This is a genomic window from Enterococcus sp. 2201sp1_2201st1_C11_2201SCRN_220225, assembly GCF_040925905.1.
Lineage (GTDB): Bacteria > Bacillota > Bacilli > Lactobacillales > Enterococcaceae > Enterococcus_C > Enterococcus_C asini_A.
On the sequence record NZ_JBCOJC010000036.1, the window covers coordinates 1 to 15,351 of the forward strand.

Annotated in this window: 13 protein-coding genes and 1 pseudogene; 2 read left to right on the forward strand and 12 right to left on the reverse strand. The window is 41.5% G+C overall.

The features are described from left to right. The 9 genes and pseudogenes from AB5754_RS09730 to zapA form a co-directional block, all read right to left on the reverse strand. Positions 1-231: pseudogene (locus AB5754_RS09730) on the reverse strand (ABC transporter permease); the annotation flags it as partial. Then, positions 224-1,123, reverse strand: a complete 900-nt coding sequence (locus tag AB5754_RS09735) for an ABC transporter ATP-binding protein (protein ID WP_368251883.1) — start codon at positions 1,121-1,123, stop codon at positions 224-226. The gene AB5754_RS09735 and the pseudogene AB5754_RS09730, both read right to left, overlap by 8 nt. A gap of 220 nt (positions 1,124-1,343) precedes the next feature. After that, positions 1,344-1,586, reverse strand: a complete 243-nt coding sequence (locus AB5754_RS09740) for a hypothetical protein (RefSeq protein WP_368251882.1) — start codon at positions 1,584-1,586, stop codon at positions 1,344-1,346. Further along, positions 1,586-1,789: a helix-turn-helix transcriptional regulator gene (locus AB5754_RS09745; RefSeq protein WP_311832857.1), complete on the reverse strand. Its 204-nt coding sequence runs from the start codon at positions 1,787-1,789 to the stop codon at positions 1,586-1,588. Before AB5754_RS09745 ends, AB5754_RS09740 begins: the two co-directional genes overlap by 1 nt. A gap of 133 nt (positions 1,790-1,922) precedes the next feature. Further along, positions 1,923-3,710 (reverse strand): excinuclease ABC subunit UvrC, encoded by a 1,788-nt coding sequence (gene uvrC / locus AB5754_RS09750; RefSeq protein ID WP_311832856.1) that lies wholly within the window; start codon positions 3,708-3,710, stop codon positions 1,923-1,925. Positions 3,711-3,813: 103 nt separating this feature from the next. Next, positions 3,814-4,128 (reverse strand): thioredoxin, encoded by a 315-nt coding sequence (gene trxA / locus AB5754_RS09755; RefSeq protein ID WP_368251881.1) that lies wholly within the window; start codon positions 4,126-4,128, stop codon positions 3,814-3,816. 113 nt (positions 4,129-4,241) lie between these two features. Continuing rightward, the gene (locus tag AB5754_RS09760; RefSeq protein ID WP_368251880.1) at positions 4,242-6,605 is read right to left on the reverse strand and encodes an endonuclease MutS2; all 2,364 of its coding nucleotides are present in this window, start codon (positions 6,603-6,605) and stop codon (positions 4,242-4,244) included. Positions 6,606-6,692: 87 nt separating this feature from the next. Then, positions 6,693-7,241, reverse strand: coding sequence for a CvpA family protein (locus AB5754_RS09765; protein WP_311832853.1), 549 nt, complete (start codon positions 7,239-7,241; stop codon positions 6,693-6,695). Positions 7,242-7,287: 46 nt separating this feature from the next. Then, on the reverse strand, positions 7,288-7,728 hold the full coding sequence (zapA, locus tag AB5754_RS09770) for a cell division protein ZapA (RefSeq protein WP_311832852.1): 441 nt from the start codon (positions 7,726-7,728) through the stop codon (positions 7,288-7,290). Positions 7,729-7,938: 210 nt separating this feature from the next. On the opposite strand from zapA, the gene rnhC reads away from it, so the two are divergent. Both rnhC and AB5754_RS09780 read left to right on the forward strand, forming a co-directional pair. Next, complete coding sequence (gene rnhC / locus AB5754_RS09775) at positions 7,939-8,871, forward strand: ribonuclease HIII (protein ID WP_368251879.1); 933 nt, start codon at positions 7,939-7,941, stop codon at positions 8,869-8,871. A gap of 12 nt (positions 8,872-8,883) precedes the next feature. Continuing rightward, on the forward strand, positions 8,884-9,264 hold the full coding sequence (locus AB5754_RS09780; RefSeq protein ID WP_368251878.1) for a VOC family protein: 381 nt from the start codon (positions 8,884-8,886) through the stop codon (positions 9,262-9,264). A 71-nt stretch (positions 9,265-9,335) separates the two neighbouring features. Here AB5754_RS09780 and nifJ read toward each other — a convergent pair whose 3' ends face one another. From nifJ to AB5754_RS09795, 3 genes are all read right to left on the reverse strand, one after another. Beyond that, the gene (nifJ, locus tag AB5754_RS09785; protein ID WP_368251877.1) at positions 9,336-12,872 is read right to left on the reverse strand and encodes a pyruvate:ferredoxin (flavodoxin) oxidoreductase; all 3,537 of its coding nucleotides are present in this window, start codon (positions 12,870-12,872) and stop codon (positions 9,336-9,338) included. A 238-nt stretch (positions 12,873-13,110) separates the two neighbouring features. Beyond that, entirely contained in the window at positions 13,111-14,514 is a 1,404-nt protein-coding gene (gltA, locus tag AB5754_RS09790) for an NADPH-dependent glutamate synthase (RefSeq protein WP_368251876.1), read from the reverse strand. Next, positions 14,507-15,343 carry a sulfide/dihydroorotate dehydrogenase-like FAD/NAD-binding protein gene (locus AB5754_RS09795; protein WP_311832847.1) on the reverse strand — a complete coding sequence of 279 codons (837 nt, stop codon included), beginning with the start codon at positions 15,341-15,343 and terminating at the stop codon, positions 14,507-14,509. The genes gltA and AB5754_RS09795 overlap by 8 nt, the downstream gene beginning before the upstream one ends. Positions 15,344-15,351 lie beyond the last annotated feature (8 nt).

The following is a 15,351-nucleotide window of genomic DNA, read 5'->3' on the forward strand; positions in this document are numbered from 1 at the left end:
GTCTAAGGTGACAAACTGGTAGTCTTTATTTTCCATCTGGCTAAAGGCTTTGGCCACTTCACTAGACTGGCTATAAACACCGATTTTATTTAAATCACTACCACCGGCCACATTGTTTACAAACCAGAAAAAGACCCCAAAGAGAAATGGTGCTAAAATCAAAATCGCAAAACTGACCGATTTTACATTTTTCTTGTACACATCCCCTGCAATCACCCAAAACTTACTCATGAAGATCACCTGCTTTCCATTTAAAGATTTCTTCTAAGGTTGGTGGTTGCTGATTAAACATGGGAATATAACCATCTTGGGTAGCTCGCATAAAGATTTCTTTGCCTACTTCGGGATCAGCTAATGTCAATTCCAAACTGCCATCTTCCCGGTCGGCAACCTTTTCGACACCTTGTAAAGTAGCTAGTTCTTCTTTAGTTAAATGAGATTCCAAAAACAGTTTTGTCCGCCCAAAAGATTCCCGAATTTCATGAACTTTCCCATTTAACACCGTGCGGCCATTGTTTAACATGATTAAATGATCACAGATTTTTTCCACATTGTCCATGTTATGGGAAGAAAAAATGACACAAGAACCTTGCTTTTTCAACTGAATGATACCGTCTTTTAAAAGCTCCGCATTCACCGGATCCAGTCCACTAAAAGGCTCATCTAAAATCACTAACTTAGGCTCATGGATTAATGTAGCAATCAATTGCACTTTTTGTTGATTGCCTTTTGATAGAGATTTCACTTTATCGGTTTTCTTACCTTTAACTTGAAAACGTTCCATCCACTCGTCGATTTTCGGCAAAATTTCTTTGCGCTTTTTCCCTCGTAATTCTGCAAAAAAGACCAACTGCTCTTCAATACTGACTTTAGGATACAGCCCTCGCTCTTCTGGCAAATAGCCAATGATATCGTATTCTTTAGCACTAATCGGTTGACCATTCCACAAGACACGACCTTTATCGGCTTTTAAAAAATCCAAAATCAAGCGAAAGGTAGTGGTTTTCCCCGCTCCATTTTGACCAATTAACCCCATAATACTGCCTGCTTGAATCTCAAAGGATAAATCGGCCACCGCTGTGTAATCCCCGAAAGACTTTTCCAAGTGCTCTACTTGCAGCATACTAACACTCCCTTATTTTTAAAATCTAAACCCGCTCAATGAATTCAGCGTATAAATTCTCTTCTAGTGTAGCAAATAACAATCCCACAATGCAAAATTGATTGATGGTTGTATGAAAAGCCAATCCATTCCCGCATCATATTTTTTGATCAAAGTAACGGAGTGCACAGTATTCTACAGGATATCGTAAGGCTAAAACAAAAAAGGCTATGAACAATGCCTAGATAATAGCAATGGTAACCGACGTCCCCTGATCCAATACAAAATCTGCCACAAAAAAGCCAACACACACCAGTCCCACCACAAGATTAATATAGGACAAAACCACTTTATCGGCTTTTAAACGGATTTGTTGCCAGCGTTCATCATTTTTGTATGCTACTTTTTTTGTCTCTTTGAATTGATTCGTCACGTAAATAAAACTCCCAATCAAAACTAACCATAATAAAATCACTAGCTTCACTATTTTTCGACCTCCTGTTTAAAAACTTCATTAATATCTACTTCAAACGCTTTGGCAATGGAAAATGCCAAGTCTAAAGATGGTGTATATTTGTACTTTTCAATGGAAATTACTGCTTGTCGAGAGATTCCCACCCGCTCGGCTAAATCTGCTTGCGTCCAATTTCGCTCTGCTCGTAATACTTTAATCCGATTTTTAATCATGTATCTAGTCCTTTCCAAAATGTAACGAACTGATTACTTTTTAAATTGTAAATAAGTGATTACTTTTTGTCAATCTAATAAACCAAGTCCATAAAAAAAGAAGGCTGCTAGATATGACAGCCCTCGTAAATAACTATTTTTTCTCTTGGTCACTAGCCAGTGTCGCTTTTACTGCTTCCGCCACATTTAAAGGGATACCCAATTGATGGATTTCTTCTAAAGTAGCAGCTTGAATATTTTTTAGCGATTTAAATTCTTTCAACAAGGTTTTTTTCCGTTTTGGACCGAGGCCTGGTACCCCATCCAGTTTAGAAGAAAAACTATTTTTACTCCGAAGTTGGCGATGGAAAGTAATGGCAAAACGGTGAACTTCGTCTTGAATTCGTTGCAATAAGAAAAATTCCGGAGAGTTGCGCTCTAAAGGAATCACCGCAAGTTCCGGCCCAAATAAGAGCTCGCTAGTCTTGTGTTTGTCATTTTTTGCCAGACCAGCAATGGGAATATCCAAACCCAACTGATTTTCCAAGACATCTCGAGCCACGTCCACTTGTCCTTTGCCACCATCGATTACGATTAAATCGGGAAAAGCCAAGCCGTCTTTTAACACTCGCGCATAGCGACGATAAATGACTTCCCGCATGGAGGCATAGTCGTCAGGACCTTTCACGGTTTTGATTTTGTATTTTCGGTATTCATTCTTTGCCGGACGGCCATCAATAAAAACTACCATGGCCGAAACAGGATCAGTCCCTTGAATATTGGAGTTATCAAAGGCTTCAATGCGCACTGGCGTTGGGATATTCATAGCGTTGCCTAGTTTTTCCACTGCCCCAATGGTTCGTTCTTCTTTACGCTCAATTAACTGGAACTTCTCTTTTAACGCTACTCGAGCATTTTTCCCGGCTAATTCCACTAATTTCTTCTTTTCTCCTCGTTTTGGTTGCAAAATTTTCGTAGCTAGCATTGCTTCCACAGAGGCTTGATCGATATCATCAGGAATCAAGACTTCTTTAGGGATAAAGTGCTGATTTTCTTGGTAAAACTGCCCGATATAGGTTAGGAAATCTTCTGGTGCCTCATTGTAAAAAGGAAAAATTGACACGTCTCGTTCGATTAACTTTCCTTGGCGCACAAAGAAGACTTGCACACACATCCAGCCCTTGTCTACTGCATAACCAAACACGTCGCGATCCATATGGTCGGTTTGGGTCATCTTTTGTCGGGTCATCACGGTTTCAATGGCGCGAATTTGATCTCGATACTCCGCTGCTTTTTCAAAATCCATGGCAGCCGCAGCCGACTCCATTTTCTCAGTCAAGTCCTCTTGAATCTGGCTGTGACCGCCATTTAGAAATTGTTTAATCTCTTTGACCATTTCGGGATAGGTGTCTTTAGGAATTTGGAAGACACAAGGAGCCAAACACTGCCCCATGTGGTAATAAAGACAGACTTCTTTAGGCAATACCTTACATTTACGTAAAGGAAAAAGCCGGTCCAATAATTTCTTAGTCTCATTGGCTGCCCCTACATCGGGATAAGGACCGAAATAATAGGCCTTGTCCTTTAAAACTTTCCGAGTAATCAACAAGCGGGGAAATTCTTCGTTGGTGATTTTAATAAAAGGATAGGTCTTATCATCCTTTAACATGATGTTGTATTTCGGATCGTTTTTCTTAATCAAGTTGATTTCTAGTAACAAGGCTTCAATATTCGATTCAGTTACGATGTATTCAAAATCCACAATTTCTGAAACCAAACGCTCAGTCTTCGTGTTGTGACTGCCGGTAAAATAGGACCGCACTCGATTTTTTAAGATTTTAGCCTTTCCGACATAAATAATCGTACCATTTTTATCCTTCATCAAATAACAGCCCGGCTGATCCGGTAACAAGGCTAGTTTATTTTTGATTCTTTCGTTCACAAGCGGTCCTCCTTGCTATGTATACAAAGATCCAGCCCGGTCTCTTCTCTAGGGAGAAAAAACCGGGCTAGTCAGTAACTGCTATGATTAGCAGTTTGTCATTTTATAAATGTGCTTGCACTAATTGTTGCAACTGTTCTTTTGTATGAACACCCACAACTTTTTCCACAACTTCGCCATCTTTTTTCAACAACAAAGTAGGAATGGACATAATCCCAAATTGACTTGGGGTTTCTGGATTTTCATCCACATCCATTTTAACGATTTTTAGTTCGTCTTCTTCGTACTCGTTGGCTAATTGATCTAAAATCGGTGCTTGCATCCGACAAGGACCACACCAAGTTGCCCAGAAATCAATTAAAACCAAGCCGTTATCTGTTTCGGAAGAAAATGTTGCATCTGTAATTGCTTTTGACATAAAAAACCCTCCAATTCATTTCTAAAGCGATTATAGCACGCATTGAAATGATTGAAAATTTAATTGCTTACACTTTGTAAGATTTCTAAATAAAGTTTAACCTTGGCATCTCGTTATTTAAATTTCACAATGGTCGCCCCATTGCCCCCTTGATTGGCCGGCGCAAAGCCAAAGCTTGCCACACTGGAATGATTTTTTAAATACTCAGTGATGCCTTGGCGTAAAGCTCCTGTACCTTTACCGTGAACGATGGTCACTTGGGCATAACCGGCTAAAATCGCCGCATCCAAGTATTGATCCACTTCATTTAAGGCTTCTTCATAGCGTTTGCCTCGAAGATCTAATTGCGTAGACACATGAGACTCATTATTGGAACGCAACGTGCTCACAATGCGGGTTGGTGCTTCTTTAACTGGGGCTACCACTTGCAAGTCCGCTTCTGGCAATGTCATCTTCAAAATGCCTAACTGAACCTGCCATTGACCTTTTCCTACATTTTGAATCAATATTCCTCGCTGACCGTAAGAAGTTACCATAACTTCATCACCAGCTTTTAATTTCTTAGCAGCTTTGGCCTTTTTCAAGACTTTATTTTTTTGCAGATGTTCTTCTTGATGCAAGTCATTTAAGCGGCTTTTGGCATCAATTAACTCATGTTCTTTGACCTTGGTTTGGCCCCCGGCTAATTGCATTTTCCGCAAATCAGAAATAACTTCTTCTGCTTCTGTCTGGGCTTCTTCGACCAATTGATTGGCCTTTTGTTTGGCTTTAGCCATTTCTTTTTCCCGTTCTTCAAAGAAATAACTGTAGGCTTCTTCCAAATCTTTGTGGAGTTTTTCCGCTTCTGTAACATGATGCCGCAGTTCCAAATATTCCGTTTCTGTCATTTTGCGGCGATTTTCTAAATCAGCAATCATCTCATTTAAGTCTTGGCTTTCGCCGTCAATAATTGCCTTGGCAGAATCAATAATCTGACTGTCCAAGCCCAAACGTTTCGAGATTTCAAAAGCATTGGAACGCCCCGGCACACCAATCAATAAGCGGAAAGTAGGACTTAGCGTGTCCACATCAAATTCCATGGAAGCATTGATCGTATTGGGACGATTATACCCGTAGATTTTCAACTCTGGGTAGTGAGTGGTAGCCATCACATAGGCGGAACGCGCGCCAATCTCATCTAAAATGGCAATGGCCAACGCTGCCCCTTCTTGAGGATCCGTCCCAGCTCCCAATTCATCAAATAAGACTAAGCTATGTTCATCCACTTTTTTCAAAATCGAGACGATATTCGTCATATGAGAAGAAAAAGTAGACAAGTTTTGCTCAATGGATTGTTCATCCCCAATATCGGCAAATACCTCAGTAAAAATCCCCATCACACTTTCTTCCGCTACTGGCAATGGCAATCCTGCCTGTCCCATCAATTGCAATAAGCCTAACGTTTTCAAGGTAATGGTTTTCCCACCAGTATTGGGCCCGGTAATCACGACCGCTTGATAGTCTTGTCCAATCACAATATCATTGGCCACTACTTTATCTTGGTCGATTAATGGATGGCGAGCTGCTTTAAACGCTACGTGATTTTCCAAACTAACCGCCGGCACCACACAGCGTAATTCTTTACCATAACGAGCTTTCCCATTGATAAAGTCCAATTGACCGATTACCGTGGCATTGTGCAAAATGTCCCGGCGATGAGGGACTAAAGCCGCAGATAGTTCTGCTAAAATCCGAGTAATCTCATTTCGTTCTGCAATTTGATGGCTTCGAAGGCGATTGTTCGAATCCACAATTTGTTTTGGCTCAATAAACAAGGTTTGCCCAGAAGCACTTTGATCGTGAACGACGCCACCAAAGACTCCTCGATATTCTTGTTTCACAGGAATGACATAGCGATCATTTCGCATGGTGACAATGGTGTCGCTTAAATATTTAGCATTGCCTCCCCGAATTAAACCGTCCAACTGTTCTCGAATGGTCTGTTCACTACGGCGAATATTATTGCGGATAATCCGCAATTCCGGTGAAGCTTCATCGGTCACTCGCCCATCTTCATCAATGGCGGTTTTTAATTGTCTAGTCAGCTCTGGTAAATTCACCAGCTGTTTTTGCCAATCATATAAATACGCCAGTTCAATCTCAGCATCTGCCAAATCATCAAAAAAGCGGTTCAATTCATTAGTGGTGGTCAAAACTCGGGTTACTTGGGCCAACTCCAGCCCATTTAAATCCGCCCCAATCTCAATTCGCTTCATTTGTGGGCGAATGTTTTCGATTTTGGGTAAAGGAATCCCCCCGCGTAACCGTTGAATTTTCAAACCATCTTTAGTTTCAGCTAACCACTGGCTGACTTCATCCGGATTAGTCGAGGGAATCAAAGCGGCTAAGCTTTCCTGACCGGGTTCTGTCACCAAGTAGTTGGCTATTTTATTTTTTACAGCATCAAACTCTAGCGTTTGTAAAATACGTTCATTCATATTCGTCACCTACTTCATTGTTTTCGTAAAAAAAGGAGGAACAAGCCGGCCGCTAGCATTCGGCGCATTGTTCCGTCCTGGTTAATGCTATGAAAGGATATTAGTAACCCAAATTTTTTCAAAGAAATTGGTCAAAAATAGCGAATGCTCAACGATTGCTCTAGCCACAGCACTCTCTCGAAATAGATTTTGAATGGTTGCCAAAGGAAGCATGGCCAAAACCGTCAAAAGCATGAAGATCACAATATAGGTGGTTAACATGCTTAAAATTCCACCAATCAACCAATCTTTATTGGCAGTTAAACGTTTAAAACGTAAATTGTACATAAAAATCCCAATAAACTTCACCACTAGCCAGCCCACAAATAAAATCAGTATAAACGCTACCGCCGCATAATAAGCCTTATCCAAATCCAAAGAAACTTCTTGGGAATAAAAGACCATTTCTGAGTCCTGAGTCACAGAAAGGTAGGGAATATAGAGATCAATTTTTTCAGCTAGCGCTCGATAGCCGTTTCCGGCCACTAAAAAAGCGATAAAGTAACCGACAAAATACATCAACTGCAGTGGCGCGCCTCGCCTACCTCCCACATAAAAGGAGATCGCTAGCAGCAGAAAAATAATTAAACCAAACATACAACGTTCCTTTCTCAAATCCTACTTGCTACTCTATGAAAATTACTTATTCTTGTGGCGTTCGTCCTTTAATTTCTTGTTTTCGATGCTCGTTTAAAATCTGTTGGGCTTCCAAATGGTTGGAAATCTCCACATCACCCCGCCCAGTTTGTTCTAAAACTTGCTTGGCCTCGGCTTCAATGGCTTCGATACGCTTTAATCGATTGGACAGTTCATTTGCCTTTTGAGCTTGCTCTTTTAACTCTCGATTTTTCTTTTGAAGCTTCAATAATTCTTCTTGTTTCTTTAATTGATCGCTAATGGCGTTAATTGCTACAAGAATCGCTCCGTCTTCTGCATTGATTGAGGCAGACAGTCCTTTGATTTCTTTTAACTGGTCGTTTACCAGTTTTGTCACCATATCCATGTGTTGGCTTGATTCCCGGCCGATAATGGTATAAGTCCGATTATTGATGACCGCCTTGTACCGTTTTTTTGCTGCAGGCATGGCACCCTGTCCCCCTCTGATAACTGTTTCAAAGTACACTGCCCATGATCTAGGCATGGGCAAACACAATTCATTATAGGATAAAACCAGTAAAATTTCCACGTTTATCTCATTGTGTACAAGATTCTTAGAAATTTACAGTTCTATTTTCATTCGGTGAAAGTTCTATGCTACACTAAAGTTGAAATCAACTAATAAAGGAAGAAAACCATGCCTCAATCTGTCATCACTTTAAATAAAGCCCAAATTGATAAATTAAAGACCGACTACCAAGACTTTCTCATTGCTCCAAAGAGTCCTTATGTCGCCTTTGCTGCCAAAAAAAATGGCACCATGATCACCGCCTATACTTCCGGAAAGGTCATGTTTCAAGGCAATCATGCCGAAAAAGAAGCCAGTCGCTGGTCAACTCTTGCCAAACCTTCTGTTTCTAAAGCTGGCAAAAAAACTAGCCCAAAGAATAGCACCTTGCCAAAAGACTTTGCCACTTGGAGTGTGATTGGTTCTGATGAAGTGGGCAATGGCAGTTATTTTGGTCCTTTGGTGGTTTGTGCTGTTTATGCCGATAAAGCCCACCTTTCACCATTACAAAAATTAGGCGTCAAAGATTCAAAAATGCTCACAGATGATCAAATCAGAACATTAGCCCCAGCTATTGAAAAACTAGTACCTTTTCAAAAATTAATCGTCTCTGCTGAAAAATACAATCAAATCCAACCAAGCTACAATGCCGTGCATATGAAAGTAGCGCTACACAATCAAGCCTTATATCTATTATTGCAAAAAATTGCCCCAGAGGTGCCAGAAGGAATTTTAATTGATCAATTCACGCCTGAAGCCAATTACCGCAAGTATTTGCAAGGAGAAAAACATCCCGTCACTGACAAACTTCACTTTATAACAAAAGGCGAGCAATATCATCTTGCGGTAGCCGCCGCTTCTATTCTTTGTCGGGCCCAGTTTTTGGAATCCTTAGCAGCAGGTAGTCAAGAAGTAGGAATCACCTTACCTTCTGGAGCTGGTGCCAAATCTGACCAAGTAGCTGCCCGCTTGTTGCAAAAAGGCGGATTAGATTTACTTGGAAAATATGCCAAGCTTCACTTTGCCAATACAAAAAAAGCCCAAGACTTAGCTAAGTATTGAGGAGGATATTTTATGAAAATTGAACACGCAGCGCTTTGGGTAGCAGATTTAGAATTGATGAAAGAATTTTACCAAACTTATTTTAATGCCACGGCCAATGACCGTTACCACAATCCCAAAACTGGCTTTAGTTCTTATTTCTTAAGCTTTGACTCCGGCGCTCGCTTGGAACTGTGCCACAAAGACAACTTGCCAGCCCTGCGGACAGAGCGGCTAGGCTATGGTCATCTGGCACTTTCTGTAGGTTCCAAAGCCGATGTAGATTCTCTGACTCAGCGACTAGTTACAGCAGGCTTTCGTTTACACAGCGGCCCTCGCACAACAGGAGACGGCTATTACGAATCCTTAATGAGTGATCCTGAAGGCAATTTAATCGAATTAACGACAGATTAACATCTTAATCTACAAAAAACGCCCCTTGAACAAGCTGTTTCCAGCACGTTCAAGGGGCGTTTACTCATGTCTTATTTCTTTAAACTAGCCAACTCACGGTAAACTTTGGTACGTTCTTCCAGTTCAACAGCGGTTTGATCTAGCATTTCATCCACTTCTTCATTGCTGTCTTTAATATTCCGCAAAGCAGAGAAACGAACTTGAGTTTCCATAAAGTCGGTCATCTTATTGAAGTCCGCTTTCTTGAAGTCTACTCGCATTGGATCTTTCCCTTTTTCTCTCAGGCGTGGATCATAACGATACAACTGCCAGTAACCAGATTCCACTGCAGCTTTAGCATTTTCAGCCGATTTCCCCATACCGCCTTTAATACCATGATTGATACATGGCGTGTAGCCAATGATAATAGATGGTCCTGGATAAGATTCAGCTTCCACAATAGCTTTCATCGCTTGAGCAGGATTAGCTTCTAAGGAAATTTGTGCTACATAAACATCTTGATAGGCAATGGCCATCATTCCTAAGTCTTTTTTCTTGGTTTTCTTCCCGCCAGCCGCAAATTTGGCAATCGCAGAAGATGGAGTTGCTTTAGACATTTGTCCACCGGTATTGGCATACAATTCATTGTCCATAACAAAGATATTTACATCCGCACCTGTCGCCAGAACATGGTCGATACCAGAATACCCGATATCATATGCCCAACCATCCCCACCAATAATCCATTGGCTAGGTTTAGCAAACATATCTTCTTGAGCTAGGAGTGCTTTGAATTCAGGATCGGTTTCAGTTTTCAGCATGGTAGTAACTTTCGCTGCCCGCTGTTGTGTGCCTTCACCTTCATGAACATGGTCCAACCAGTCTTGTAACAATTCTTGGGTCGCCAATGTTCCTTTGCCAGTAGCCAAAACTTTTTCTACAGCAGTTGCCAAGCGTTTCCGTTTGGTTTCATTGGCCACATACATTCCTAGACCAAACTCTGCATTGTCTTCGAATAAAGAGTTAGACCAAGCAGGCCCTTTCCCTTCACAGTTTACTGTATATGGTGTCGCCGGTTCAGAAGCGCCCCAAATTGAAGAACAACCAGTAGTATTCGCAATCATCATCCGATCGCCATAAAGTTGAGTCAACAATTTAATATACGGTGTTTCCCCACAGCCTGCACAAGCCCCAGAGAATTCTAGTAATGGTTGTTCAAACTGTGATCCTTTAACAGAAGTCTTTTTCAATGGGTTTGCTTTTTGTCGTAATGTCATGGCAAAAGCCCAATTAATTGCTTGTTCTTTTTGCTCTTCATAAGGACGCATAACCAAAGCTTTTTCTTTAGCTGGACAAACCTCTGCGCAAAGTCCACAGCCAGTACAGTCTTCTACAGAAACTTGAATCCGGTATTCTAAACCGTCTGCTCCCCGCATCTTTCGAGTAATAAAACCTGCTGGAGCTTCTTCTAACTCGTCGTCTTCAGCCAAAAATGGTCGAATCGCCGCATGAGGACAAACAAATGCACATTCATTACATTGCGTACAATTGTCCGGTATCCATTCTGGTACTTCAAGGGCAATTCCGCGTTTTTCGTAGGCTGCAGTCCCCATTGGCATAGCCCCGGCTAACATCCCATTATCCATTAAATCTTTAACAGATAATTTATCCCCTTCTTTACGGCTGATTGGTTCTAAAATATTTTGCACATAGGCAGGTTTTTCGCTGGTGTCAATCCGCGGTGCTGGCACTACTAAATCTTTCCACTCAGCTGGTACCGTTACTTTGATTAAGTTTTCAAAAGTAGCATCTATTGCAGCCCAGTTATTTTCCACGATTTTCCGTGATTTCTTCCCATAGGCAGCATCCGCTTCTTGTTTCAGCAACGGCAAGAAGGTTGCCCGGTCCATCATATCAGTAACTTCAAAAAAGGCTGCGGAACAAACCGTATTAATCCGCCGACCTAAGCCATGGGCCATGGAAATTTCCATTGCATTGATAATATAGAAATTAATATTGTGTTCTGCAATATATTTCTTCAAATGCGTTGGCAAGTTTTTATGAACTCGTTCTTCATCCCAAACCGTATTTAATAAGAAAGTCCCACCATCTTTAAGACCTTTTAACAAGTCGTATTGATGAATATAAGAGGCATTATGGCAAGCGATATAATCGGCAGCTTCTACATTATAAGTAGACAAAATCGGTTGATGTCCAAAGCGCAAATGAGAAACCGTTAAGCCTCCAGATTTTTTAGAATCATAATCAAAGTAAGCTTGCGCATACATATCGGTATTATTCCCGATAATTTTAATTGCTTGTTTGTTAGCCCCAACTGTACCATCAGAACCAAAGCCCCAGAATTTTGCTTGGAAAGTAGTTGGGTTGGTTAAGTCTAAAATTTCTGTTTGTGGCAAGCTTAAATGGGTCACATCATCATTAATCCCCACAGTGAAGCGATATTTTAATTGCTCTGCAGGTAATCGCAAGTGGTCAAAAACCCCAATGATTTGGTCAGGAGTCACATCTTTTGACGCAATCCCATAACGACCACCGATAACAATTGGACGATTGGTATGACGATACAAAATACTCTGCACATCCAATAGCAATGGTTCCCCGTCAGATCCCGGCTCTTTCGTCCGGTCTAAAACAGCAATCCGTTCCACATTTTTCGGTAATTTTTCCAAAATATTTTCTGCTGGGAAAGGTCGATATAAATGCACATTTAAGTGACCTACTTTACGTCCTTGGGCATTTAAATAATTTACAGTTTGTTGAATCGTAGGAGAAGCCGAACCCATGGAAATAATGACTTCTGTGGCTTCTGGATCGCCGTAGTAATCCGTTAAATCGTAGTTTGTGCCTCGAAGTTCATTGATTTTACCCATATATTTTTGAACAATAGCCGGAATCCGGTCATAAAACTGGTTCACAGTTTCCCGTTGTTGGAAGTGAATATCCGCGTTTTGGGCAGTTCCAGAAACGTAAGGATGATTTGGGTTCATCCCTCGAGCACGAAACTCTGCCAAAGCTTCTTGGTCCACCATTTCTTTTAAGTCCTCATAATCCAAGACTTCAATTTTTTGTAATTCATGGGAAGTCCGGAAACCATCAAAGAAGTTCATAAAGGGCAAACTGCCTTCAATCGATGCCAAATGAGCCACAGCGGATAAGTCCATCACTTCTTGTACGGTAGATTCGGCTAACATACAAAAACCAGTTTGACGAGCTGCCATCACGTCGCTGTGATCACCGAAAATAGATAAAGCGTTGGTGGAAACGGCCCGGGCGGCCACGTGGAAGACCGTTGGTAATAATTCACCAGCAATTTTAAACATATTGGGAATCATCAACAATAACCCTTGTGAAGCCGTATAAGTAGTAGTCAAAACTCCAGTCTTCAAGGAGCCGTGAACCGTTCCTGAAGCCCCAGCCTCTGACTGCATTTCTACCAGATTGACAGTTTCACCAAAAATATTTTTTTGCTCATGGACCGAAGCCCACTCATCCACGACCTCAGCCATAGTTGAGCTTGGTGTGATTGGATAGATTGCTGCAACTTCCGTAAAAGCGTAGGATACATAAGCTGCTGCAGTATTGCCATCCATCGTTTTCATTTTTTTCATGTGCTTGGTTTCACCCCTTCTAAGATAAACTCTTACGGACATAATAGTAATGCAATCCCTGCTATTTGTCCTCATTTTACGCAATTGTTTTAAGTTAGAGAAGGCACCATTAAGTAAACTTGACGACAGTTAATCCCCTGAGATCAACAATCGGCAAGTTCCTTAATTTTGCTCTTCCTTGGTATTACTTTCCTTTGAAGCTCCAGACGTTTTATGCTGGAGCTTCAAAGGAATAGAACTAGCAAATTAGCGCTTTCGCCTGAATGTATTCATCAATTTGGCTGGCAGCAATTTTACCAGCACCCATGGCTAAAATAACGGTAGCTGCTCCGGTTACAATGTCTCCTCCGGCAAAAATCCCCGGAATTGAAGTTTGACCGGTTTCCAAATCTGCATCGATATAACCCCATTTGTTTAATTGCAACTCTGGGAATGTATCCAACAAAACTCGGTTAGCTCCTTGACCAATGGCTTCAATGGCCGTATCTGCCTCCACGATAAATTCGCTATTTGGAATCACCACAGGACGACGACGCCCAGACTCATCTGGTTCACCTAATGCCATTTTGACACATTTAACAGCAGTTAGTTTACCGGTGCCATCATTGATGTATTCCACAGGATTGCTTAGCCAATGATATTGAATCCCTTCTTCCACAGAATGATGGTATTCTTCTTCACGAGCTGGCAACTCCTCTTTAGAGCGACGATAGACGATGGTCACATTTTCCGCTCCTAAGCGTTTTGCCGAGCGAGCTGCATCCATGGCTACATTTCCGCCGCCGATGACCACCACATTTTTTGATTGTTGCACCGGTGTGTCATAGGTAGGAAATTCATAGCCCTTCATCAAGTTAATCCGCGTTAAATACTCACTGGAACTGTAAACACCATTTAGTGAAGTGCCGGGAATTCCCATGAAATTTGGGGCTCCAGCGCCTACAGAAAGATAACACGCCTCAAATTCTGATTGAATTTCTTCCATGGTAATGGTTTTTCCTACTACCACATTGGTTTCAATTTTGACACCACTTGCTTTGATTCGCTCGATTTCTTTTTGCACTGTCGCTTTTGGTAATCGAAACTCTGGAATTCCGTATGTCAAAACGCCACCTGGTGCATGTAAAGCTTCAAAAATCGTCACGTCATAACCTAATTTTGCCAAGTCTCCAGCAGTGGTTAATCCAGAAGGACCGGATCCAATTACGGCAACCTTGCCTTTATCATGAACTACAGTGTCTACTTCAATAGGTTGAGTTAATGCCCAGTCTGCTACCAGGCGTTCTAATTTCCCTATAGCTACGGGTTCAAATTTTTTGGAGCGCCCCAGACGACAGACCATTTCACATTGTTTTTCTTGAGGACAGACACGACCACAAATAGCTGGTAAGTTGGTGTACTTACTCAACACATCACTGGCAGCTTTCATATTTCCTTCTTCAATCTGTTTGATAAAACCGGGAATATCAATCATCACGGGACAGTTTTGAATACAAGGAGCATTTTTACACTGCAAACAGCGACTAGCTTCTAGTTGCCCTTCTTCTAGCGTATAGCCTAAAGCCACTTCCTCAAAGTTTTTATTACGAATCTCTGGTGCTTGTTCTTTCATAGGGGTTTTGGTATAACTCCGTTTAGCCATTATGGATCACCTGCTTTTCGTAAGCTTCGTTACTGATGCCTTCTTCTGTACGGTATTGTCCCATCCGATTAATGAACTCATCCCAGTCTACCCCAGCACCTAAAAATTCTGGACCATCGACACAGGCAAACTTGATTTCTTCATCAATCGTTACACGACAACCACCACACATCCCCGTGCCATCCACCATAATTGGATTTAAAGACACAAAAATCGGCACCTCTGCTTTTTGAGCAGTTAATGTACAAAACTTCATCATTATACTGGGACCAATCGCCCAAGCCATGTTAATGTCTTCTTTGGCAAAAACAGCCTCCATCGCATCGGTGACCAACCCTTTTTCCCCTAAAGAACCGTCATCCGTCATAACAATTAACTCGTCGGAATACGCTTTACACTCATCGGCTAAAATCATTAGCTCTTTATTTTTAGCACCCAAGATGGTAATCACATGGTTGCCGGCTTTTTTCAAGGCTTTGACAATCGGGAAGAGCGCAGCAATTCCCACTCCCCCACCGACTAACATCACTTTTCCATAATTCTCAATTTCCGTTGCTTTTCCTAAAGGACCCACCACATCTGCAAGACTATCTCCCGTCTGTAAGGCAGCTAAAGCAGCCGTTGATTTTCCGATTACTTGGAAAATTAATCGGACCAGTCCTTTTTTCTCATCGGTATCCACAACCGTCAATGGAATTCGTTCCCCATGCTCATCGATGCGCAAAATGACAAATTGACCAGCTTTAGCTTTAGTGGCAATTCGTGGCGCTTCAACAAAAATTTCAAATTCGATTGGATTTAATTCTGTTTTTTCAACAATTTTAAACAACGAAAATT